The following is a 19,936-nucleotide window of genomic DNA, read 5'->3' as shown; positions in this document are numbered from 1 at the left end:
CCTCTGTCCCCCACCCAGGAGTCTCCAGACCATGAGCACTTCCCCGACGCCCTCCCACCGGGGGCTCGAAGCCCTGCTGACGCCCCAGAACTCCGTGCTGGTGCTGATCGACCATCAGCCCTACCAGTTCGCCAACCTGCACAGCCATGAGCCGACGATGGTGGTCAACAACGTCGTCGGTCTGGCGAAGGCGGCGCGGGTCTACAAGGTGCCCACCATCCTCACCACCGTCATCGAGGAGCGCGGCGGCTACCTGATCAAGGGCCTGCAGGACGTGTTCCCCGAGCAGAAGCCCATCGACCGGACCTTCATCAACACCTGGGAGGACCGCCGCGTGGTGGACGCGGTGAAGAAGACGGACCGCAAGAAGCTGATCATCGCCGCGCTGTGGACGGAAATCTGCCTGGCCATGCCCGCCATCCAGGCCGCGGGCGAGGGCTATGACGTCTACGCCGTCACGGACGCCTCCGGTGGCGTCAGCCGCGAAGCGCATGACATGGCGGTGCGCCGCATGCAGATGGCGGGCGTGACGCCCATCACCTGGATGGCGGTGGCCGCCGAATGGCAGCGCGACTGGGCCCGCGAGGACAGCGCCACCGAGCTCGCCGGCGTGTTGTCCGAGCACGGCGGCGGCAGCGCCGTGGCCTTCGCCTGGGAGCTGCAGCTGCTGGCGGGCCGGCCCGGCCGGGGCGTCTGAAGGCACGGCGGGCCCGGTCCAGGGGGTGACTCACCTCCGGACTGCTGACATCGTCCTCCAGGGAAGTGGCTCCCCGCCGCCTGGGGAATGGGAGGACGATGTCGTGGAGACGCGCGCTGAACGGCTGAGCCCGCTGCCGGAGAACGTGGTGGATATCTCCGTCAGCCGGCGAAAATGGAATGGCATCTGCGTGGATGTGAATGCCACCCGCTGTTCGGGGCCGGCCGAGCATCCCCTGTGCCTGGAAAGCCATACACGCCTGAGCGCGTTGCTGGAGGAGGTTGGGGTGCCCTGCGAGCCGCGCCTGCGCGAAGGCCGGCCCTGCGCCATCGGTTACGTCCCCCGGCAGCTGAACCTCATCCCCGCCGGCATGCCACTGTGGGGCTACAGCGCCAATTCGCGCCTGGTGCGCGACGCCGTGCTCACGTTCGACTTGAAGGACCTGGGCGAGCGCCTGGGCCAACCGCTGAGCCCCACCGAGCTGGGTGCGCCGAGGCTGCGCTTCGTGGATGACCGGCTCTGGACGCTGATGCGGCTGCTGGCCGACGTGGTGGATGACGACGACCCCGCCACCCAGCTCTACGGCGATGGATTGACCGCCGCCCTCTTCGCCAGGCTGGGGTCGCGTCGTGGAGAACGCCCTTCAACGCGCAAGGGCCTGGCACCGTGGCAGCTCCGGCGGGTGCTCGACTTCATGGAGTCGCGCCTGCCCGGCCGGGTCGAGTTGTCGGAGCTGGCGGCGCTGGTGGACCTATCGCAGGCGCACTTCAGTCGCGCCTTCAAGGCCTCCACCGGCGTGGCGCCCTATCAATGGCAACTGCGCGCCCGCCTCGAGCGCGCGCAGACGATGCTGCTGACCACGCCCGCGTCGCTGGAGCAGGTCGCCGAAGCGACGGGCTTCGCCGACGCGGTGCACTTCGGCAAGGCCTTCCGGCGGGCCCACGGCACCACCCCCGCGAGGTGGCGCCGGGACCGGAAGGGCTAGGCGCGCCTGAAGGATGCCAGGCAGCCCAACGTCACCCCCGCCATGAGCGAGGCGTAACCCACCAGCGGCCAGGCGGTGTCGCCGTCGAGCAGGACGACCATCAGGGTCCCCACGACGCCGACGACGAGGCTCTGGATGCAGAAGTGGAGCGCGACCGCTGTTCCCGCCACGGAGCCAAAGGCCTGGAGCGCGCCATTGGCGGTGACGGACGCGGCGAACACGATGCCCGCGGAGATGATCCACATGGGCGCGACGAACGTCCAGAAGGACGGCGCCGTGAGGAGCTGCCCGGCGGTGAGCAGCGCCGCGCCCAGCAGCAGCAGCAGCATGCCGCGCGCAAGGCTTCCCGCCAGCCCCCAGCGGGCCACGCCGTGCTTCGCGAAGCGCGTCGTCACCATCATGGCGAGCGCGGCGGTGGCGAAGGCCAGGCTGAAGCCCAGCTCAGAGAAGCCCGCCCGGCCCATGAGCACCCGGGGCGCCGTGGAGAAGAACACGAAGAAGGAGCCCATCGCCGCGCTGAAGCCCAGCGTGTACGTCCAGAACGCGGCGCTGCGCAGGATGCGCGGGACGGACACCTTCTGAATAGCCACGCCGGAGGGACGTGTTTCAGGCCAGCGAGGCAGGGCCTGGAGCAACGCCGCCGTCGCCAGGACTCCGAGCGTGACGAAGAGGGACCTCCATCCAAAGTGCCTCGAGAGCAGGGCCCCTGCGATGGGGCCCAATGCCGGAACGAAGGCCAGCATGGCGCTGAACAGGCTGTAGATGACCGCGCCTTCGGGCCGCTCCGCATAGACGTCCCGGACGGTGGCGAACGTCGCGACGAGCGCGGCGGAGGCCCCCACGGCTTGCAGGAGCCGGAACCCGACGAACATCGCGGCGTCGGTGGTGCTCGCGAGCAGGAAGGAGGAGAGCGCGAAGACCCACGCGCCCCCCAGCAATACCCGGCGCCTTCCGATGCGGTCCGAGAGTGGACCAAACACCAGCTGCCCGGCTCCGAGCATGGCCATGTAGAGGCTCAGCGTGAGTTGGATGATGGAGGCAGAGGTGCCGAGGACTCCGGTCATGGCCGGAACCACGGGGAGGTAGATGTCCATGGCCAGCGAGGCCAGGAGGTCGAAGGGGGCCATCAGCAACAGCGCTGCTGGCACGGAGAGATTCCACGACAGGGCTTTGGGGTCAGACATGAAGGCATCCGCGCAAATGAGGAACATCTGGCGGCGATCTGCCTCTCCACGGGGACCGGGATGAGCTGTGGCAGAGGGCCGCGGCAACGGTGAACGTGTCGCCGCGGCTCACTCATCTGCGGAACTGGCGTCCGACATCCGGCGGGCTCCTGGGTGTATCGGGTCCGGGCGGGACGAAAACACCGGGCCCTTCCTGACAGGGGGCGCGAAGACGGGAGGGCCCTCCCCTGTTCAGCCCCGCTGCGCGCGATACGCCGGGAAGAAGCCCGTTTCGCCGCGACCCTCCGAAAGGCGCGCGTACACCGAGGGCTCGCAGATGATCTCGTGGGTGTGGAGGCGGGAGCTTGCGTTCGCGAAGCTCCGCTTGAACTGCTCGAGGCCGTCACCCGGCCGCACGCCGCCGCCCAGGTGCAATGGCAGTCCCATGCGGACGCTGAGCGCCACCATGGCCTCGAAGACGGTGTTCTTGGTCGGAGAGCGCGACAGGTGCGCATCCGCCGTCCCGCCCAGGTAGTAGTGCAGCACGCCGTCGCTGGCGACCACCACCCCCGAGGAGGCGATGCAACGGTCCGGAGCACGCGTCGTCAGGAGCCAGGCCAGGGGCGAGGAGAACAGGTCCTCGAAGTACGCGTCGGAGAAGAAGTACCGGGCGTGCGCTTCGTCGCGGACCATGGTCTGCCGGTAGACCTCCTTGAAGCCCTCGCGCTCCTCGTGCGAGGCCTCGCGCGCCGGACCGCAGGTGCTCACGTAGCCCAGCCGCGTGTTGCGCCGCATCTGCCGGCGGGCCTCCGCCTGGAACTCGATCGGACGCCGGGAGTCGATGAAGAACACCTCGTTGCGCTCCGTCCCGCCCGCGAAGCAGCGGGGCCCCGAGACGCGGTCGCGCACGAAGAGGCTCACGAGCCCGATGCCGGTCCAATCCACGGCGTCCTTCGAAACCTCGCTCAATCCATCCATCCGTCCGCCGGGAAAGCCATACGGGGAGATGGCGTCCTGGTAGGGCGTCCCCTCGATGGGCCGCACGAGGAGTGGCACCCGCAGCGCACGCCCGTCGCCGTCCTCGATGAGCAGTGTATGTGTCGCGCCCTCCGCCCGCAGGTGGTGCGCGGAGCGGAAGTAGTCCTCCGTCAGGGTGGACATCCCCGCGTCAGGAATCAGGACCGCGCGGCAGGACTTCAGGCTCGGAGACGGCAGTCGCAAGGCTTCGGTGTGATTCATTCGAGCGCATCCTTTCCATGAGCGATGCAGGGCCCGCCGACCCCCTGCTCCAGCGCGGGGCGCGGAGGCCCTCAGGCGAGGCGTGGCGGAACCGCCGCCCGGACTCCTGCCTTCCGCCGCCACTGCCGGAAGGCACGCAACGCGGGCTGTTCGACTCCGTAGGTGATGACGATGGCCAGCACGAACCCGGCCACCAGCGCGACCGCGATGGCTGCCTCCGGGCGCCAGGCCGAGGCCTCGAGCCGCCGGATGATGACGTAACCGATGTTCTGGTGGACCAGGTAGAACGGGTAGGAGATGAACCCCATGAAGAGCAGCGGGCGCCAGGTGAGCCAGCGCAGCCAGCCCTTGGACAACGCGTAGGCGAGGCCCAGCACCACCGGGAACACGAGGGCGGGAGCCTCGCTCCCCACGAGCACCTCGTGAGCGAAGCTGACGGCGACCAGCACGAGCGCGGACGGACGGGAGACCTCGCCGCGGCTCTGCTTGAAGGCCAGCACGCCCAGCGCGAAGTACTGCAGGTGCGGCCGGCTCGCGAGCCGCGCCAGGAAGGTCACGCCCAGGGACTGGGCCGCCAGCTCCGCCAGGGTCTGCAACACGACGAGCACGATGAAGATGGGGATGATCCTGGGCAGCGCCCGCGTGTACGCGAGCACGAACATCAGCAGGTAGAACGACAGCTCGATGGTCAGCGTCCAATACACGGTGTCGACGTGCGGGACGCGGAGGAACTCGTGAAACATGGTCAGGTTGACCAGGGCCGTCTGGAGGCTGAATTCACGCTCCGGCAGCCCGAACAGCGTCACCCCCGTGAAGGTGAGCGCGACGGCCGTCCAATAGGACGGGTAGAGCCGGGCCGCGCGGCTCCACACGAAGTCCCGGGCCCGTTCCACGCGCTCCAGCGACATCAGGATGACGAAGCCGCTGATGGCGAAGAAGAGCTGGACGCCATACTTCCCGAAGCGCATCTCCCAGAGCGGAACCGTGTGTCCGTAGAGGTCGCTGTATTCCGCCGTGAAGTGATACAGCGCGACCGCCAGCGCCGCGAAACCCCGGAGCGCGTCCAGTTCCATCAGACGCGGTGGGTTCGTCTCCGGAGCGGCAGGAATGCGTGTCATCCGGGTTCACCCTTCCTGGGACTCTCCGGCCAGCCTTCGGAGCAGGTCCAACGGTAGGTGTCTCACGGTATTCTCACCATGCGCCCTTGGGTCGCGGACATGTGTCACGTCTTCCGCAGGCGCCTGCCCTCGTGTCAGAGGGCAGGGATGCGACCTGTCACTCAATTCCGGGGCGCGCGATACGCAGGGAAGAAGCCCGTGTCGTCACGGCCTTCCGACAGGCGGGCATACACCGCCGGGTCGCAGATCAACTCATGGGTGTGGAGGCGTGAGCTCGCGTTGGACAGGCTCCGTTTGAATTGCTCGAGGCTGTCCCCCGGCTGGACGCCTCCGCCCAGATGGAGCGTCACGCCGAGTTGCGAGCAGAGTTCCACCAGCGTTCCAAAGACATTCTTCGCCGGCGAGCGCGACAGGTGCGCATCCGCGGTTCCGCCCAGGTAGTAGTGCAGCATGCCGTCGCTGCTGACACACAGCGCGGCGGAGGCCACGCCCCCCTCCGGTGCATGCGTCGTCACCAGCCAGGCCCACGGCGACGAGAACAGCTGCTCGAAATAGGCGTCGGAGAAGAAGTACCGGGGGTTCGCGCCTTCGCGAACCATGGTCTGCCGGTAGGCCAACTGGAATCCCTCCCGGTCCTTGCGCGACGCCTCGCGCGCCTCACTCGCGGTGCTCACGAAGCCCAGCCGGAGGTTGCGCCGGATGTGCCGGTAATGCATCTCCCGGAACTCCACCGGCAGGCGCGGGTCGATGAAGAACACCTCGTTGCGCTCCGTCCCGCCCGCGAAGCACCGGGGCCCCGAGACGCGGTCGCGTACGAAGATGCTGACGAGCTCCGTCCCTGTCCAATCCACCGCATCCTTCGACACCTCCCGGAGCCCGGCCAGCGCGCCGCCGGGAAAGCCATACGGGGAGATGGCATCGCGGTAGGGCGTCCCCTCGATGGGCCGCACGATGAGCGGCACCCGCTGCGCGTTCCCCCTGCCGTCCTCGAGGACCAGCGTATGCGTCACCTGTTCGGCTCGCAGATGGTGCGCGGAACGGAAGTAGTCCTCCGACACCGCCAACGCCCCCTGATCAGGGACGAGCACGGCCCTCATTCGCAGCATCCGCATGGCTGTGCCCCCCGCCTCCTGTGTCATCACGACTGTATTTCGATTTGTTACTGGCTTTCGCGTTGCAGGCTAGCCTTCCAGCCCCTGCGCTGGAGCCACCCGCCGGGGCCCCCCCGATGTTGGAATCCGGCCGGAGAGGCCCCAGGGCCTCGCCCTGGGGTCGCGGTGTCTGGCTTCGCCGCCGGGAGTGCTGCGCCGCGCCTGCTGCTAGGCTCGGTGGCGACCTCTCCGGGAACTCCCAACCGATGAAGCGCGTCCTCCTCGTCCTGCTGGTCCTCGTCCTGCTTCTCGGGGGCGTCCTCGTCGTCCGCACGCTGCGCTTCGGTTCACGGCAGGTGACCGCCGAGCCCGCCGAGCCCTTCACGGTGGATGCCGCCGCGGCAGCGAGTCGCCTCGCGGAGGCACTGCGCCACCGCACCATCGCCTCCTCCGACGGAATGAGGGCGCAGGACGCCGCCTTCCAGGCGCTGCATGACGGGTTCGTGGCGCGGTTTCCCCGCATGCACGCGGAGCTCGCGCATGAGGCCGTGGGCGCGCATGCGCACCTCTACACCTGGAAGGGTTCGGAGCCCGGCCTTCAACCCGTGCTGCTGATGGGCCACCTGGACGTGGTGCCCGCGGAGGCGGAGGCCACCTGGAGCCACCCGCCCTTCGGTGGCGTCGTGGCGGATGGCTATGTGTACGGACGCGGGACGCTGGACGACAAGGGCAGCGTGCTGGCCATCCTGGAAGCCGTGGAGGGCCTGCTCGCCGAGGGCTACCGCCCCCGCCGCACGGTGATGCTCGCGTTCGGCGCGGACGAGGAGGTGGGCGGGCATGACGGTGCCGCTCGCGTGGCCGCGCTGCTGCGCGAGCGGGGCGTGCGCCTGGAGTCGGTGCTGGACGAGGGTGGCCCCATTGGCGTGGGGCTCGTGCCCGGCGTGGCCGCGCCGGTGGCGCTGGTGGGCGTGGCGGAGAAGGGCTCGGCGCGCGTGGAGTTGGTGGTGCGGAGCGCGGGCGGACACGCGTCCATGCCGCCCCCGCAGACCGCAGCGAACACCCTGGCCCGGGCGCTCGTGCGGCTGGAGGAGAACCCGTTCAAGCCCGAGCTGCGCGGCGGGACGCGGGCGCTCTTCGAGTACGTGGGGCCGGAGATGAACTTCGGCATGCGCCTGCTCTTCGCCAACACCTGGCTCTTCGCGCCCGTCATCGAGCGGCGGATGTCCGCGGCTCCCTCCACGAACGCCAGCATCCGCACCACCTTCGCGGCCACCATGCTCGAAGGCAGCCCCAAGCCCAACGTGCTGCCCTCACAGGCGAGAGCGGTGCTCAACGTCCGCCTGCTGCCGGGCGACAGCCTGGAGGACGTGCGCACCCACGTGCGCAAGGTGGTGGAGGACGAGCGGGTGGAGCTGACCGCCGAGGGCGACGAGGCCTCGCCGGTGTCACGCATGGACACGGAAGGCTGGGGGCAGTTGCAGCGCAGCATCCGGCAGGTGTTCCCGGACGTGCTGGTGGCGCCCTTCCTCACCGTGGCGGCCACGGACGCGCGCTACTTCCATCCCCTGAGCGACAGCGTGTATCGCTTCGTGCCGGTACGGATGAACCGCGAGGACCTCACCCGGATGCACGGCCGCGACGAACGGCTCTCCGTGGAGGAGCACGCCGCCGCCATCCGGTTCTATGCGCAGTATCTGCGCAACAGCACGCGCTGACAGGGCACGCCTACGCCGCGACGAATGGCAGCAGTTCGTCGAGGCGGGTGAAGACGACGGTGGGCGCGCGTGAGCGCAGCAGCGCCTCCGTCGCGTAGCCCCACGTCACCGCGGCGGTGGCGATGCCCTCGGCCGCCGCGGCCTCGATGTCGCGCACCTCGTCGCCCACGGAGAGGGCCTCACCAGGACGCACTCCCGCGGCCTTCAGCACCTTCCGGAACTTCGTCCGCTTGCCGAAGAGGCCCGCGCCGCAGGCGTAGTGGCGGATGCGCGCGGACGCCACCGGCCCCAGCACGCGCCGCACGTTCTCCTCCGCGTTGGAGCTCACCACGGCCAGGGTGATGCCCCGCGCCTCCAGTTGCTCCAGCATCGCCTCCACGCCCGGGAAGGTCGGGATGCGGTGCGCGTCACGCGCGACGAGCTTGCGCATGTGGGCGGCGATGAAGGGCATCTTCCACATGGGCACGCCGAGCTGCGCGATGATGGCCCGGGTGTCCTGCCCGCGCAGCGCCTCCAGCTCCTCCTCGCTGACGGTGCGGAAGCCATAGCGCCGGGCCACGTCGTTGAAGATGCCGCGCAGCCAATCCGCGCTGTCCGCGAGCGTCCCGTCGAAGTCGAAGATGATCAGCCGGTATCCCATGGGACTCAGTTCAGGGTCCCACAGTCGGCGATGCGCTGCACCCGGAGCGCCGCCAGCCTCACCAACGGCGCCGCCACCTCGGGTCCTTCCAGCAAGGCCACCGCGCGGGCCACGGCGTCCAGGGTGGACATCCCCGCGGGGTGCGAGGGTTCGCGAAGCCGGAGCAGGCCGGGCTCCGGCGGAGGCAGCACCAGCCGGGGCAGTGCCCGCAACTCAGGGAGCCGCTGGGTCATCCTCCGCGCCTGCGACCAGTTCGCGTCCAACACCACCACCTGCCTGGGAGGAGGCGCGTCCGGCGGCGCGGTGGGACCGTCTGGGAAGAGCAACCAGGTCCCCGGTTCGGAGAGGACCTCGATGTCGAGGGTCCCCGCCATCGAGCCGTGGATGAGCAGCTTCGCGTTCGCGAGGGCGAGCGCGGCCACGCCCCCGGTGTTGCTCCGCTTCGACACCTCCATCACGTGCTGGAGGAAGACGAAGCGGGTCCGGGTCTCCACCTGCGGAACCTCCGTGCACAGGCACAGGTGTTTCGCCAGGTTGCAACGCGAACAGCGAGGTGGACGGGCAGCACGGGGAGGCATCCTCCCGTCATCCTGTGCCCGTCCCCTCGCGAAGAAAAGCACTCGTTGAGAGCGCTTCAGCCCCCCTGCGTGCGGCACCATGCGATTCGCGTCGCGGCCAGCGCACGGGGTGAGTCCACCGTCACGGTGTCCGTCCCCGAGGGCACGGCCGCCAGCTCCGTCAGCGGCGCTTCGAGCGCGGTGACCGCCTGGGTCTCGGCGCTGCCTGCCTTCGCCAGGAAGGGGAGCCGCACCGTGAGCTGGGTGGCCTGGCTGCCCCGCTTCTCGGTGCGCACCACCAGGCTGCTCGGAATCGCACCGCTCGTCGTGCCACAGCTGGAGGAGCCCCCCGCCGCTCCCGGCGCCTGAACCCGCGCCACGCGAATCATCACGTCCTCCGACTCCACCGGCGTCCCGGCGTTCGTCGCCGTGACCTGTCCCAGCGAGCCCGTCTCCGCCAGCGCGCCCCCCTGCCCTTCCTGTCCACCGGAGATGAAGCGGGCCTCCAGCGGGGTGGTGACCGACAGGGCGTCCTTCAGGGGCGTGCCGAGCCGGGGCGTGCCATTGACAGACAGCGGGGGCGCCACGACGTACTCCTGCTCATGCCAGCCGAAGTCGCTGCCAGACGCGCCCCGGCCGCCCGCGGGGGTGTTGCGGAGCACGACGCCGAGCAGGGCGCCCTCTTCGTCCAGCGTCCAGGCCGGGATGCCCTGATGGTAGATGCCTCCCACCGGCTGGCTGCCCTGCTGGATGCAGGGAATCACGTAGTCATGCGTGGCGACGAAGGTCGGACCGGGCCAGTTGGGCACGGGCAGGACGTCCTGCTGGTAGTGCGGCGTGCCGTAGCTGAGCGTCGTGGGCGCCGTCCCGCTCGGGTTCACCATGGGGAACGCCACCGCGACCGACATGCCAGAAGGCGAGGCACCCGTGAGCTTCATCCGGAGGAAGCGCTCGCCCACCACCAGCGAGTACTCCAGCGTGAACCTGTGGCCGCTGTTCTGCTCCGTCACCTCCGCCTGCAAGCGATAACGGTACGGTCCCTGCTCCAGCCACCGCGCGTCTCCTCCCACGAACTTCGCGGACCCGTCCCTGCTGAACTTGCCATAGGCAGGCGGATTGGTGGAGGCATACGGCTCATTGCCGAACTGATAGATGTTGCCAGTGTCGGTGTAGAACCGCAGATGATTGCCCACGCGTTTGGAGGCGAAGAGGCTGCGAGTCACGCCGTCCACTCCATACGAGAACTGGCTGATGCCCCACCCGTGCTCCTTGGAGAGGGTCACGCTGATCAAGTCGTTCTCGAGGGTCGCCGTGTCCCCCACGGACGGCTGCGCAATCACGATGGGCCCCGGCGGGGACAGGGTGGAGAGGTAGACCGTCTCGTATCCCGCGCTGGGGGGCGCCGCCATGAAGAGGAGGTTCCCGTTCGCGGCCCGCTGGATGGGCAGCAAGCCGTCACGGGTCCGCACGCTCTTCACGGCGTGGAAGCGCAGGTCCGCCGGTGGAGGGGTCAGCTCCGCCAGCAGTCCGTGGACCCGCTCGAACCCGAGCGTGTTGCACACGACGACAGGGAGCTCCTGGGACTGAGGCTTCGCGGAGATGCCCTGCGCGAGCAGCTCCATCCCCTGGTCCAGGGCGGCCCTCGCCACCGAGACGCCCTGCCGGCTCAGCGGCAGCTGCTCGCCGTAATACACGTTGTCCGGAGACGTGCCCGTCACGAAGTCGTGATGGGAGCTGGGGGCCAGTACCTCCCAGCCATTCCAGACGGTGGAGTCGAACGCGTCCAGCGAAGAGGTGGCGTAGCTGCTGCTGGTGCGAAGCAGCGCGCCGATGACCTCCGCGGACATCAGCGCGCGCACCGCCGCGTACTGGTTCCGCTTCAGCGCGGGGCGGCTGGCGAAGTAACCCGTCCAGTAGTTCTGCGCGTTGAGCGGTGCGTTCACGGGGAGCGAGGCGCCGCTTTGCAGGACGGCGTCCATGTATGTCTTGAACGTCCCCGTTGTTCCCTTGACGCCATTGCTGTTGCCATTGCTGGTGTTGTAGCCGTGGGTCACGTTCAACCAGCTCAACACCTCGCCTGACGGGGAGGTGACTGAGGGCGTGGCGAAGTCGATGCCCACGGGAATGAAGCGGAGGCCGTTGGGCCAGCCCGAGCCGTACTGGTTGACGAACTGGTTCACCGTCTGGGCATTGCTGGAGATGTCGTCCGCGTCCAGGTAGCCCACGGTGCCGTAGGTGTTGGGCATGAAGAGCGTGGTGATGCGAGAGCCGTCCCCTGCCTGCCAGTGGAAGACCAGGCCGTGGGTGTTCAACTGCGACGCGATGGAGGGGCCCACGGGGTCGATGGGCGCGGCCCCCGGCGACCCCTGGGGCGAGCCGGGCACGCGGGAGAGCCCGGCCGTGGTGAGGCCCATGGCGTTCAGCACCACCGGCAGCTGGGGGTCATGCCCGAAGTCATCCGGGAGCCACGCCGAGTCGTACAGGTTGGCCTCGAGCCCGGCCTGCTTCGCCCAGGTGCGTCCCACCAGGTAGTTGCGGATGAAGAGTTCGCCCGCGCAGACGAGGTTGTCCGGCGACGTGATGCCACCGCCCATCAGGCAGAAGTCGTCACCCGCCGCCGCGAAGACCGTGATGCCTGCCGGGTTGTCCCGCGCATAGCGTTGCAGGAAGCCCACCTCCGTCACGGAGAAGGTGAAGCCGATCCGCCGGGAGAAGAGCGACACCGCGGCGTTGAAGATGTTCTGGACCGTGTCGCGTCCGGAGCTGGAGCCCGTCGCCTGGCTGTTGGAGGCGTAGTACTGGTCGAACGTGTAGACCCAATCCCAGTCAATGTGCGTCGTCGGGCAGATGAGGATGCCCTGGGTGAAAGGCGTCTTGGAGGTCATGAGCGCTTTTCCGATGCGAGGGGGAACGCCCAGCCCCTACGCAATTCGGATGCCACGCTGCGCTCGCCCCTGGAGGGCCGGGGGCCAGCCCTGGCGCCGCGTCACCTCAGCAAGCGGCTGCGTCAGCACGGAACGCGACACCGCTCATTTCGCCCTGGCGGTGCGTGCGAAGGCCTCTCGGGAGCGTTCAATCTCCGGCCGGTGTCGCTGCGCCCACATCGCGAGCACGGACACCGGTTCGAGCAGCGTGCGCCCCAGCTTCGTGAGCGCGTAGTCCACGCTCGGCGGCGTCGTCGGGTGCACGGTGCGCGTCAGCAGTCCGTCCCGCTCCAGGTTGCGCAGCGTGAGGGTCAGCATGCGCTGGGAGATGCCTTCGATGGCGCGCTTGAGCTCGCTGAAGCGCACGGGGCCTTCGCCCAGGTTGACGATGACCATCACGCTCCACTTGTCCCCGACGAGGCTGAGGATTTCGCGCGTCGCGACGCAGTCGTCGTCATAGCGCCCGGTCATCTTTCCGTACCCTGGTGACTTCAATGTGCCTCCTTGTCCGGCCTGTGCACGGTATGCCAGAGAGACGTGGTCATCATCCGTAACCAGGCACATGGAAGTAACCCCGGAGCCACGTATGGATACGCTCTCCCCTCCCGTTGGCGTTTCAGCGAAGCCGTCCAAAGCCCTTCACGTGGGCCTGTGGGTCGTCCAGGCGCTGCTGGGCGTCACCTTCGTCGGCTCGGGCATCTGGAAGGCGCTCACGCCCCTGCCGGAGCTCGCCGCGATGATTCCGTGGGCGGGCCAGGTGTCGCCTGCGTTCCTGTACTTCATCGTCGCGGTCGACCTGGCGGGCGGGATGGGCGTCGTCCTGCCCTCGCTCACGCGGGTGAAACCGGGCCTGACGGTCCTGGCGGCCCTGGGCTGCGCGTTGCTCCAGGTCAGCGCCATCGTCTTCCACTTCTCTCGCGGCGAGGCGGCGAACACGCCCTTCAACTTCTTCCTGGTCGCGCTGTCGCTCTTCGTCTTCTGGGGGCGCAGGACGCGCGCTCCCATCAAGCCCCGGCACGCCTGAGAATCACCGCGCGCGCATCCACGTTGAGGACCTGGGTCCCGCTCGCGAGCGTGACGAGCGGCACGTCCCAATGACAGTGGCCGCAGATGACGAGGAGCCTGCTCCAGGGCTCCACCGCCTCCCGGATGATGGCGTTGCCTCGCAGCCCCGTTCCCGGGGCGTCCGGGCCCTCGTGGAGGACGAGCACCTGCGGCTCCTGGAGCAGCACCTCTTCAATCCGTTCCAGTTGGGCGGATTGCTCGCGCCGGTTGAGCTTGTCCGGGCGCCCGATGATGTAGCTCACCCCGCCCACCGCGAGTCCGTCCTGCGCGACGACTTCGCCATCCAGCAGCTTCTGCCTGGGTTGGCGGAAGAAGCGCTCGCGCTCCCCGGTACCGCCGAACGTGTCGTGATTTCCCGCCACGCCAACGACCCAACGGAAGTACCTGGCGAAGGCAGTCCAGACGCTCCGCACGTCGCCGGAGGCGCCCCGTTCATCCGCGGTGTCGTTGGAGAAGAGGTCTCCCGCCAGGATGATGCCGGTGCGGTTCGCGGGAGGGAGGCCGCCCGCCTTGCACATCATCGCCAGCTCGTCGGCCACGACCTCTCCCAGGAGCGCCGCCGCCCCGCCCTTCACGGCATGAGGCGCCATCCCCTGGAGGTCCGAGAGCGCGATGACCGCGTCCAGGTCCCTGGGAAGGGCGTCCACCTGTCCGCACAGCAAGGGGAGTCGTTCCGCGCGGGTGCCTCCGCGCGGCGACGCGTTCAGGTACCACCACTCATGAAGGGGCTTCTCTTCGACGGACAGGATTCTCATGCGCCCCCCGGACGGAGCCTGCCCGTGGGGCTGACAATGCCGGGAGGACGCGAGAGCATTCTGGGATGACCTCACGGTTTTCCCTCGCGGTCGCCCTCGTGCTGGGTGCGGCCGGATGCGCTGGCGTCCAGCAGGCACCTTCCGCTGCTCCTGTCGGCACCGTCCGCTTCACCACGCAGGCGCACTTCAATGATTGCGACATCGTGGCGACCGCGCGCCCCCTGGCGGACGCCCAGTCCGTGGATTGCGGCGAAGCCCGAAGCTACGAGGACCGGCTGAAAATGCGCGCCTGCGTCGAGGCAGCTGACGCGGCTGGCAAGCCCTTCATCGCCATCTTCCACCTGCCAGGCATCGACTCCGCCATTTCCCAGGCCCTGCTCCGCTCCGCGAACGGAGAGCACCTTCAGCTCTGGTACGACAGCGACCCGAGCGGAGGCAACGGCCGCTTCCAGTCACGCGTCCATCGAAGGGTCTGCGAGCGCTTCGTACCGGATCCGGACAGTGAGGCGGACTTGCGCTGCGAGTCGCAAACCGTTGGAGCCACCGTGTGCCTTGGCACGGAGTACGCCCTGGGGGCCCTTCAGTCCGCCGCAGGCCTGCTGTGCATGCCTGACGAGACGTACGCCCCAGGCATCTTCGACTGCGGCTCAGGCGAGGACGCCCGCTCCCCGGTGCTCCCTGGCTACAAGCCAGTCCCCGCGGGCACCTTGCTTGTGTGCAAGGCGAATTCTCCCCAGGCCTTTACCTGCTCCTCCACCTCGGAGATGGACGATGCAGTGGGCGTGCTCACTGAACGGGAACCGCCCCCGGTGGCACCGAAGGGCGGTCCCTGAGCTCAACGGTTCGTCACGCCTTGGCGCCCTTCGGGGCCTCGTGCTCGTCACGGCCGTGGACGGAGGAGACGGGGCTCGTGGCTTCCACGGCGGAGAAGGTCTCCAGGACCTTGTACGTGTGGCTGGCCCCGCGCGGCACGAGCCAGGAGTCGCCGGGGTTCAGCAGGATGACCTGCCCCTCCAGGTGCAGCTCCGCGCGGCCCTTGAGCACGAAGCCCACGGTCTCGTAGTCGCGCGTGCTGGCGGGCTTGGCCTCGGCGGGCGGCTCGTCCTCCCACAGCCGCATGGCCACACGGACGCCGGATGCGAGGTACTTCTGGCCCATCTCCCCCTTGGGGGAATGGCGGCTTTCGACCTTCTTCACGCTGGTGTCGCCCATGTTCGCCTCTCCTTGGGGGGCGGCGTCCGGCGCCGCGCTCCTCCTGGGAGAAGGTAGGGAAGACCCCGGACCGTGGCGGGCCGCGTCGCGGTGGTCGCCCGCCTGCCCTGCGTCCGGAAAGACGAAAGCCCAGCCTCCTCGGGGAGACTGGGCTTCGAGGACTCACCTCAAGGGGTGAGTCGACGGTTCAGCTCGCTTACCCGGCGCGAACGTTCTGCGCCTGCAGGCCCTTGGGGCCCTTGGTGACTTCGAACTCCACCTTCTGGCCCTCGGCCAGGGTGCGGAAGCCATCCATGTTGATCGCAGTGTGGTGGCAGAAAACGTCTTCGCCATTGTCCTGCGCGATGAAACCAAAGCCCTTCGCGTCGTTGAACCACTTCACGGTACCAGAAGCCATTGTGAGTCTCTTCTCTTTCTCTGCTCTGAACAGGTGGGAGGCTCGCGCCTTCCACCGGTGCCGGAACGAACACCGCCCCGGCACGCCGGGTACTCTACCCACTTCCGGCGCGAACACCACTCCTGAGGGTGGAATCCTGCCGGCAGTCGTCCTGCATCCGACACAGCGGCTGCAGTCGAGGCCCGGCTTTGGAACATCCCATGCCCCACCGGGCATTCCGGACACCCCTCCGAAAGCCCTTCACACTTCTTCACCGCCGCCGGGCGTGGGCTTCACACCCGCCCTCTACCTTGAGCTCCGTCAGAAACGACACGGGCCCGCCGATCCGGCGCTCGCCTGCTTCCTGGAGCCAAGACCATGTTCGGATTCATCTTCGGTACCGCCTGCCTCGCCGGCCTCTTCGCCACCCTGCGCCGGGGGCGCTACGGACACCACCACCACGGCCGCGGAGGCCGGTTTGGCATGCGCCCCCGGCTGCGCTGGCTCTTCGAGCGGCTGGAGACGTCCCCCGGCCAGGAGAAGGTCATCGTGAAGGCCGTGGAAAACGTGCGCGAGGCCTTCGCCAAGGTGAAGGACCAGTGGGGCCCCAGCCGCACGTCGCTCGCGGGCTCACTGCGCGGGGAGCACTTCGACGGCGCCATGCTGCGCGAGCTGTTCACCCGCCACGACGTGGCGCTGGAGACGCTGCGCAACGCCGTGCAGGACGCCCTGTCCCAGGTGCACGAGGCGCTGGAGCCCAACCAGCGCCGCGAGCTCGCGGACGTCATCGAGCACGGCTGGGGCTACGGATGGCGCGGCGAGGGCCGGGGCTGGCACGGGCGGCGCTGCGGCGGGTACGGCCGGTGGGGTGGCCGCCCCCACAACGATGACGGCCCCGCGTCCTTCGTCTGAAACCACCCTTCCCTGTCCCCTTCCTGGAGATTGCCCATGCGCCACCGTCTGCTCGTCGTCCTCCTCGCCGCGGGTGCCATCGGAGGCTATGCCTCCGGCTTCGCGAGCATTGCCCGCCACCACCGCGCCGCCTGCCACCGGGGTGACTGGGGTGGCCCCAGCTACCGAAACGGGATGCCGCACTACTGGGACTGGCATGCCCCCAGGCCCCAGGGCGCACCGGGCCCGGCCGACGCACCGGGAGCGCGTTAGGATTCGCCCCCGCCCATGCCCACCCGCGTCCTGCTCATCGATGACGACACCCGGATGTTCGAGTTGCTCGCGGAGTACCTCGGGCAGAACGGCATCACCGTCAGCCACGCGCCCGACGGTGGCCGCGGGCTGGCGGCGCTGGAGGCCAACGCCTACGACGCCGTGCTCCTGGACGTGATGATGCCGGGCATGGACGGCCTGGAGGTGTGCAAGCGCATCCGGGCCAAGAGCCGCATCCCGGTGCTGATGCTCACCGCCAAGGGCGACGAGACGGACCGCGTGGTGGGCCTGGAGCTGGGCGCGGACGACTACCTGCCCAAGCCCTTCGGACCGCGCGAGCTGCTCGCCCGCCTGCGCGCGGTGCTGCGGCGGGCGCAGCCGGCGGCGGTGGCGGACCGGCTCGAGTCGAGCGGGGTCTCCATCGACGTGTCCGGGCGCGAGGTGAAGGTGGAGGGGCGCGCGGTGGAGCTGACGGGCCTGGAGTTCGACCTGCTGCTCGCGCTGGTGCGCAGGGCGGGCCGGGTGATTCCCCGCGACGCGCTGCTGGGCGAGGCGGGCCGCAGCGACACGGTGGTGAGCGAGCGCACGGTGGACGTGCACATCTCCCACCTGCGCCAGAAGCTGGGGGACGTGGGCACGCGCCTCATCAAGACGGTGCGCGGCGTGGGCTACGTGTTCGCCAAGGAGGGCGCCTGATGGGCTGGGGCCATCACCACTGGCCTCCCAAGCGGGAGGACTGCGGGCCGGAGCTGCACCGGAGGTTCGGCCGCCACGCCCAGGCCCATGCCCGCCGCCGGCGCATGTTCCACCTGGGCCGGCTGGGCTCCTACGTACAGGCGCGGCTGCGGCGGCGGCTGTTCGTCATGTTCGGGCTCACCATCCTGGTGACGGTGCTCGTGGTGTCGTGGGTGATGAACCTGACGGGCGGCAACAGCTGGCGGCAGGAGACGGACCGCATCCGCGCGTTCGTGGGCCACCAGTTCGCGGAGGTGTGGGACGCGCCCGCCGAGCGCGACGCCCTGATGCGGAGCATCTCCGACGACCTGGACGTGGACGTCGTGCTGACGGACCTGTCCGGCGCGGTGGTGGCGACGGGCGGCTCCCCGTGCTCGAAGCCGGACGCGACCCTCCCGGTGATGCGGCAGGACACGCAGCTGGGTTCGTTGCAGGCCTGCTACCTGCAGACCCGCTCGCGGGGCCCCTGGCGCGCCGTGCTGCCGCTGGGCATCGCGGTGCTGGTGCTGTGGACGGCGGCGGGCGGTATCTCGTTCCGGCTGGCGCGGCCGGTGGACACGCTGGTGAAGGCCACGCAGGAGCTGGGCGAGGGCCGCCTGGGCGCTCGGGCGAGCCTGGACCGCCACACCACCGGCGAGTTCGCGGTGCTCGCCGAGTCCTTCAACGACATGGCGGCGCGCATCGAGAAGCAGATGGCGGACCAACGCGAGCTGCTGGCGGCGGTGTCGCACGAGCTGCGCACGCCGCTGGCGCGGCTGCGCGTGCTGACGGAGCTGCTGCGCGACGGCGGCGGCAACCCGCGCACGTTGGACCAGGTGGACCGCGAGGTCGTGGAACTGGACGCGCTGGTGGGCGAGCTGCTCGCCAGCTCCCGCCTGGACTTCGGACAGCTCACGCCCAAGGCGCTGGAGGCGGGCGTGCTCGCTGCGCAGGCGCTGGAGCGCGTGGGGCTGTCCGCGACGCTGCTCCAGCCGGAGACCGACGACGTGGCGCTGATGGCGGACGCAACGCTGCTGGGCCGGGCGCTGGTGAACCTGCTCGACAACGCGCGCAAGCACGGCGTGGGCGTGGAGGCACTGCGCATCCAGGAGCACGGGAAGGAGCACCTCGCCTTCAGCGTGGAGGACCGGGGCCCGGGGCTTCTGCCTGGCGAGGAGAAGCGCATCTTCCAGCCGTTCTACCGGAAGGACCGGGGCGGCGAGGCTCGCGAGGCCGGCTCGCTGGGGCTGGGGCTCGCGCTGGTGCAGCGCATCGCCAAGGCCCACTGCGGTGAGACCTTCGCGGAGAACCGGCCCGCTGGCGGCGCGCGCGTGGGCTTCACGGTGCGCAAGGCCGGGCCGCCGGGTCCGGTGTCGAGCACGCTGGCCTAGCGGCGGTGAACCGCGCGCGTTCCGCGTGCCCCATGCAAGGCGGGGGCATGGGAGGCTCCGTCGCGAAGCCCCCCGCCGGGTCCAGGGACCGCGCGGAGGCGCCGTCCCCGGTCCCCTTGCGGACTACTGCTTCGCCTGCGCGTCCGTCGCGGCGAAGGAGAACGTCGCCTCCGCGGGCGCGCCGTCCTTCACGGTGACTTCCGCCGTCTTCGTGCCCAGCGTCTCGTGCCACGCCTCCAGCGTGTACGTGCCCGCGGGCAGGCCCGTCAGCGTGAAGGAGCCGTCCGCGCCGGTGGTGGCGAAGTACGGGTTGGGGTTGCTCACCACGTAGGCCGTCATCCACGGGTGCACGTCGCACTTGAGGCGCAGCACCTCCGCGTCCGTGGGCATCGGCTTCTGCACCGGCGCGCCAGAGGGCGGCTGCGCCACGTTGAACAGGGGCTTGGCGCCCACCACGCCGCGCACGTTGTGCAGCGTGCCGTCGCTGTTCTTGAACACCACCTGCTGGCCCGCCACCGCACCCTGCACGCGAGGCACGTAGGTGCACTTCGACTGGTCCACCTCCACCGGCGTGGACGGCGCCGCGGGCGCACCCGCGACCGGCCCCTTCACGCGCACGAGCACGTTCTGGAGCTTGCCGTCCTTCACCAGCACGGACTGCTCCTTCTCCGGCCGTCCGTCACACGCGGGGTCGACGCTGGGCGCCAGCTCCGCCATCACCGGCGGCGTGCCGGTGAACGACACCGTGCCCTTCACCACGCCGTTGCCCGCGGGCACCGCCGGGGCCGCCGCCTCGCCCGCACCCGCTCCCGCCGTGGGAGCCGGAGGCACGGCCTGCTGCGTGGGGGCCGCCGGACGCTCGGCGGGGGACGTGGGCGCCTCCTCCTTCTTGCACGCGGGCAGGGCCAAGAGCCCCGCGACACCGACCATCGACAAGCCAAGCAGACGCAGCTTCATGAGGCGGTCTCCTCTGGAGGATATTTCGTGATGCGGTGCCCGCCGTCGTAGTGGAAGGCACCGGGCAAGTCCATCGACACACGGCGCACGGCTACTCGCGGCAGCTCACGCTGAACGCGGCCAGCCCGACGAACACCGCCGCGAACGCCAGCAGCGCGGGCACCTCCCACCCC

At 69.6% G+C, this 19,936-nt stretch carries 21 protein-coding genes; 9 read left to right on the top strand and 12 right to left on the bottom strand.

The window, feature by feature from the left end:
• Positions 1–31: 31 nt before the first annotated feature.
• Positions 32–697 carry a hydrolase gene (locus tag D7Y15_RS34505; protein WP_120597935.1) on the top strand — a complete coding sequence of 222 codons (666 nt, stop codon included), beginning with the start codon at positions 32–34 and terminating at the stop codon, positions 695–697.
• 103 nt (positions 698–800) lie between these two features.
• Positions 801–1,682, top strand: coding sequence for a helix-turn-helix domain-containing protein (locus tag D7Y15_RS34500; protein ID WP_121755240.1), 882 nt, complete (start codon positions 801–803; stop codon positions 1,680–1,682).
• Here the strand turns inward: D7Y15_RS34500 and cml are convergent.
• From cml to D7Y15_RS34480, 4 genes are all read right to left on the bottom strand, one after another.
• Positions 1,679–2,866, bottom strand: coding sequence for a CmlA/FloR family chloramphenicol efflux MFS transporter (gene cml / locus D7Y15_RS34495; RefSeq protein ID WP_199746015.1), 1,188 nt, complete (start codon positions 2,864–2,866; stop codon positions 1,679–1,681). The genes D7Y15_RS34500 and cml overlap by 4 nt on opposite strands.
• A gap of 231 nt (positions 2,867–3,097) precedes the next feature.
• Positions 3,098–4,084, bottom strand: a complete 987-nt coding sequence (locus tag D7Y15_RS34490) for a GNAT family N-acetyltransferase (protein WP_121755238.1) — start codon at positions 4,082–4,084, stop codon at positions 3,098–3,100.
• A gap of 71 nt (positions 4,085–4,155) precedes the next feature.
• Positions 4,156–5,202: an acyltransferase gene (locus D7Y15_RS34485; RefSeq protein WP_121755237.1), complete on the bottom strand. Its 1,047-nt coding sequence runs from the start codon at positions 5,200–5,202 to the stop codon at positions 4,156–4,158.
• Positions 5,203–5,363: 161 nt separating this feature from the next.
• Positions 5,364–6,314, bottom strand: a complete 951-nt coding sequence (locus D7Y15_RS34480) for a GNAT family N-acetyltransferase (protein WP_121755236.1) — start codon at positions 6,312–6,314, stop codon at positions 5,364–5,366.
• A gap of 245 nt (positions 6,315–6,559) precedes the next feature.
• On the opposite strand from D7Y15_RS34480, the gene D7Y15_RS34475 reads away from it, so the two are divergent.
• Positions 6,560–8,008: a M20 family peptidase gene (locus D7Y15_RS34475; RefSeq protein WP_121755235.1), complete on the top strand. Its 1,449-nt coding sequence runs from the start codon at positions 6,560–6,562 to the stop codon at positions 8,006–8,008.
• Between the two features lie 10 nt (positions 8,009–8,018).
• Here D7Y15_RS34475 and D7Y15_RS34470 read toward each other — a convergent pair whose 3' ends face one another.
• The 4 genes from D7Y15_RS34470 to D7Y15_RS34455 form a co-directional block, all read right to left on the bottom strand.
• Complete coding sequence (locus D7Y15_RS34470; RefSeq protein ID WP_120578914.1) at positions 8,019–8,648, bottom strand: HAD hydrolase-like protein; 630 nt, start codon at positions 8,646–8,648, stop codon at positions 8,019–8,021.
• Between the two features lie 5 nt (positions 8,649–8,653).
• Positions 8,654–9,226: a tRNA-uridine aminocarboxypropyltransferase gene (locus D7Y15_RS34465; RefSeq protein ID WP_120578915.1), complete on the bottom strand. Its 573-nt coding sequence runs from the start codon at positions 9,224–9,226 to the stop codon at positions 8,654–8,656.
• Positions 9,227–9,282: 56 nt separating this feature from the next.
• Positions 9,283–12,090, bottom strand: a complete 2,808-nt coding sequence (locus D7Y15_RS34460; protein ID WP_121755234.1) for a hypothetical protein — start codon at positions 12,088–12,090, stop codon at positions 9,283–9,285.
• Between the two features lie 144 nt (positions 12,091–12,234).
• Entirely contained in the window at positions 12,235–12,600 is a 366-nt protein-coding gene (locus D7Y15_RS34455; protein ID WP_233597224.1) for a helix-turn-helix domain-containing protein, read from the bottom strand.
• A 115-nt stretch (positions 12,601–12,715) separates the two neighbouring features.
• Between D7Y15_RS34455 and D7Y15_RS34450 the strand changes: the two genes are divergently transcribed.
• Entirely contained in the window at positions 12,716–13,153 is a 438-nt protein-coding gene (locus tag D7Y15_RS34450) for a DoxX family protein (RefSeq protein ID WP_121755233.1), read from the top strand.
• On the opposite strand, the gene D7Y15_RS34445 is transcribed toward D7Y15_RS34450, so the two are convergent.
• A complete protein-coding gene (locus D7Y15_RS34445; protein WP_233605200.1) occupies positions 13,134–13,949 on the bottom strand; it encodes a metallophosphoesterase in 816 nt (271 codons plus the stop codon). The genes D7Y15_RS34450 and D7Y15_RS34445 overlap by 20 nt on opposite strands.
• Positions 13,950–14,014: 65 nt before the next feature.
• On the opposite strand from D7Y15_RS34445, the gene D7Y15_RS34440 reads away from it, so the two are divergent.
• Entirely contained in the window at positions 14,015–14,782 is a 768-nt protein-coding gene (locus D7Y15_RS34440) for a hypothetical protein (protein WP_121755232.1), read from the top strand.
• Positions 14,783–14,795: 13 nt separating this feature from the next.
• Here D7Y15_RS34440 and D7Y15_RS34435 read toward each other — a convergent pair whose 3' ends face one another.
• Complete coding sequence (locus tag D7Y15_RS34435) at positions 14,796–15,161, bottom strand: cupin domain-containing protein (RefSeq protein WP_120578920.1); 366 nt, start codon at positions 15,159–15,161, stop codon at positions 14,796–14,798.
• Positions 15,162–15,357: 196 nt separating this feature from the next.
• Positions 15,358–15,558, bottom strand: a complete 201-nt coding sequence (locus D7Y15_RS34430; protein WP_120563874.1) for a cold-shock protein — start codon at positions 15,556–15,558, stop codon at positions 15,358–15,360.
• A 357-nt stretch (positions 15,559–15,915) separates the two neighbouring features.
• On the opposite strand from D7Y15_RS34430, the gene D7Y15_RS34425 reads away from it, so the two are divergent.
• From D7Y15_RS34425 to D7Y15_RS34410, 4 genes are read left to right on the top strand one after another with little or no spacing between them, the layout of a single operon-like run.
• Positions 15,916–16,449: a periplasmic heavy metal sensor gene (locus tag D7Y15_RS34425; RefSeq protein WP_121755231.1), complete on the top strand. Its 534-nt coding sequence runs from the start codon at positions 15,916–15,918 to the stop codon at positions 16,447–16,449.
• Positions 16,450–16,485: 36 nt separating this feature from the next.
• On the top strand, positions 16,486–16,701 hold the full coding sequence (locus D7Y15_RS34420; RefSeq protein ID WP_121755230.1) for a hypothetical protein: 216 nt from the start codon (positions 16,486–16,488) through the stop codon (positions 16,699–16,701).
• A 15-nt stretch (positions 16,702–16,716) separates the two neighbouring features.
• On the top strand, positions 16,717–17,397 hold the full coding sequence (locus D7Y15_RS34415) for a response regulator transcription factor (RefSeq protein ID WP_120578923.1): 681 nt from the start codon (positions 16,717–16,719) through the stop codon (positions 17,395–17,397).
• Positions 17,397–18,806, top strand: a complete 1,410-nt coding sequence (locus D7Y15_RS34410) for an ATP-binding protein (RefSeq protein ID WP_121755229.1) — start codon at positions 17,397–17,399, stop codon at positions 18,804–18,806. The genes D7Y15_RS34415 and D7Y15_RS34410 overlap by 1 nt, the downstream gene beginning before the upstream one ends.
• A 123-nt stretch (positions 18,807–18,929) precedes the next feature.
• Here the strand turns inward: D7Y15_RS34410 and D7Y15_RS34405 are convergent, their stop codons facing one another.
• On the bottom strand, positions 18,930–19,763 hold the full coding sequence (locus tag D7Y15_RS34405; RefSeq protein ID WP_169822708.1) for a carboxypeptidase regulatory-like domain-containing protein: 834 nt from the start codon (positions 19,761–19,763) through the stop codon (positions 18,930–18,932).
• Positions 19,764–19,936: the final 173 nt, after the last annotated feature.

Origin of the sequence: Corallococcus sp. AB030 (assembly GCF_003668965.1) — a bacterium.
Lineage (GTDB): Bacteria > Myxococcota > Myxococcia > Myxococcales > Myxococcaceae > Corallococcus > Corallococcus exiguus.
Note: the sequence above shows the minus strand (reverse complement) of the source record. Positions and strands in the feature narration are given on the sequence as shown.

Excerpts from the sequence above, each read along its gene's own strand:
- D7Y15_RS34440 (WP_121755232.1), top strand. The coding sequence starts at position 14,015 with ATGACCTCACGGTTTTCCCTCGCGGTCGCCCTCGTGCTGGGTGCGGCC.
- D7Y15_RS34435 (WP_120578920.1), bottom strand. The coding sequence starts at position 15,161 with ATGGGCGACACCAGCGTGAAGAAGGTCGAAAGCCGCCATTCCCCCAAG.
- D7Y15_RS34410 (WP_121755229.1), top strand. The coding sequence starts at position 17,397 with ATGGGCTGGGGCCATCACCACTGGCCTCCCAAGCGGGAGGACTGCGGG.
- D7Y15_RS34480 (WP_121755236.1), bottom strand. The coding sequence starts at position 6,314 with ATGCGGATGCTGCGAATGAGGGCCGTGCTCGTCCCTGATCAGGGGGCG.
- D7Y15_RS34475 (WP_121755235.1), top strand. The coding sequence starts at position 6,560 with ATGAAGCGCGTCCTCCTCGTCCTGCTGGTCCTCGTCCTGCTTCTCGGG.
- D7Y15_RS34470 (WP_120578914.1), bottom strand. The coding sequence starts at position 8,648 with ATGGGATACCGGCTGATCATCTTCGACTTCGACGGGACGCTCGCGGAC.
- D7Y15_RS34445 (WP_233605200.1), bottom strand. The coding sequence starts at position 13,949 with ATGAGAATCCTGTCCGTCGAAGAGAAGCCCCTTCATGAGTGGTGGTAC.
- D7Y15_RS34405 (WP_169822708.1), bottom strand. The coding sequence starts at position 19,763 with ATGAAGCTGCGTCTGCTTGGCTTGTCGATGGTCGGTGTCGCGGGGCTC.
- D7Y15_RS34465 (WP_120578915.1), bottom strand. The coding sequence starts at position 9,226 with ATGCCTCCCCGTGCTGCCCGTCCACCTCGCTGTTCGCGTTGCAACCTG.
- D7Y15_RS34490 (WP_121755238.1), bottom strand. The coding sequence starts at position 4,084 with ATGAATCACACCGAAGCCTTGCGACTGCCGTCTCCGAGCCTGAAGTCC.
- D7Y15_RS34505 (WP_120597935.1), top strand. The coding sequence starts at position 32 with ATGAGCACTTCCCCGACGCCCTCCCACCGGGGGCTCGAAGCCCTGCTG.
- cml (WP_199746015.1), bottom strand. The coding sequence starts at position 2,866 with ATGTCTGACCCCAAAGCCCTGTCGTGGAATCTCTCCGTGCCAGCAGCG.
- D7Y15_RS34415 (WP_120578923.1), top strand. The coding sequence starts at position 16,717 with ATGCCCACCCGCGTCCTGCTCATCGATGACGACACCCGGATGTTCGAG.
- D7Y15_RS34430 (WP_120563874.1), bottom strand. The coding sequence starts at position 15,558 with ATGGCTTCTGGTACCGTGAAGTGGTTCAACGACGCGAAGGGCTTTGGT.
- D7Y15_RS34425 (WP_121755231.1), top strand. The coding sequence starts at position 15,916 with ATGTTCGGATTCATCTTCGGTACCGCCTGCCTCGCCGGCCTCTTCGCC.
- D7Y15_RS34450 (WP_121755233.1), top strand. The coding sequence starts at position 12,716 with ATGGATACGCTCTCCCCTCCCGTTGGCGTTTCAGCGAAGCCGTCCAAA.
- D7Y15_RS34460 (WP_121755234.1), bottom strand. The coding sequence starts at position 12,090 with ATGACCTCCAAGACGCCTTTCACCCAGGGCATCCTCATCTGCCCGACG.
- D7Y15_RS34455 (WP_233597224.1), bottom strand. The coding sequence starts at position 12,600 with ATGACCGGGCGCTATGACGACGACTGCGTCGCGACGCGCGAAATCCTC.
- D7Y15_RS34420 (WP_121755230.1), top strand. The coding sequence starts at position 16,486 with ATGCGCCACCGTCTGCTCGTCGTCCTCCTCGCCGCGGGTGCCATCGGA.
- D7Y15_RS34485 (WP_121755237.1), bottom strand. The coding sequence starts at position 5,202 with ATGACACGCATTCCTGCCGCTCCGGAGACGAACCCACCGCGTCTGATG.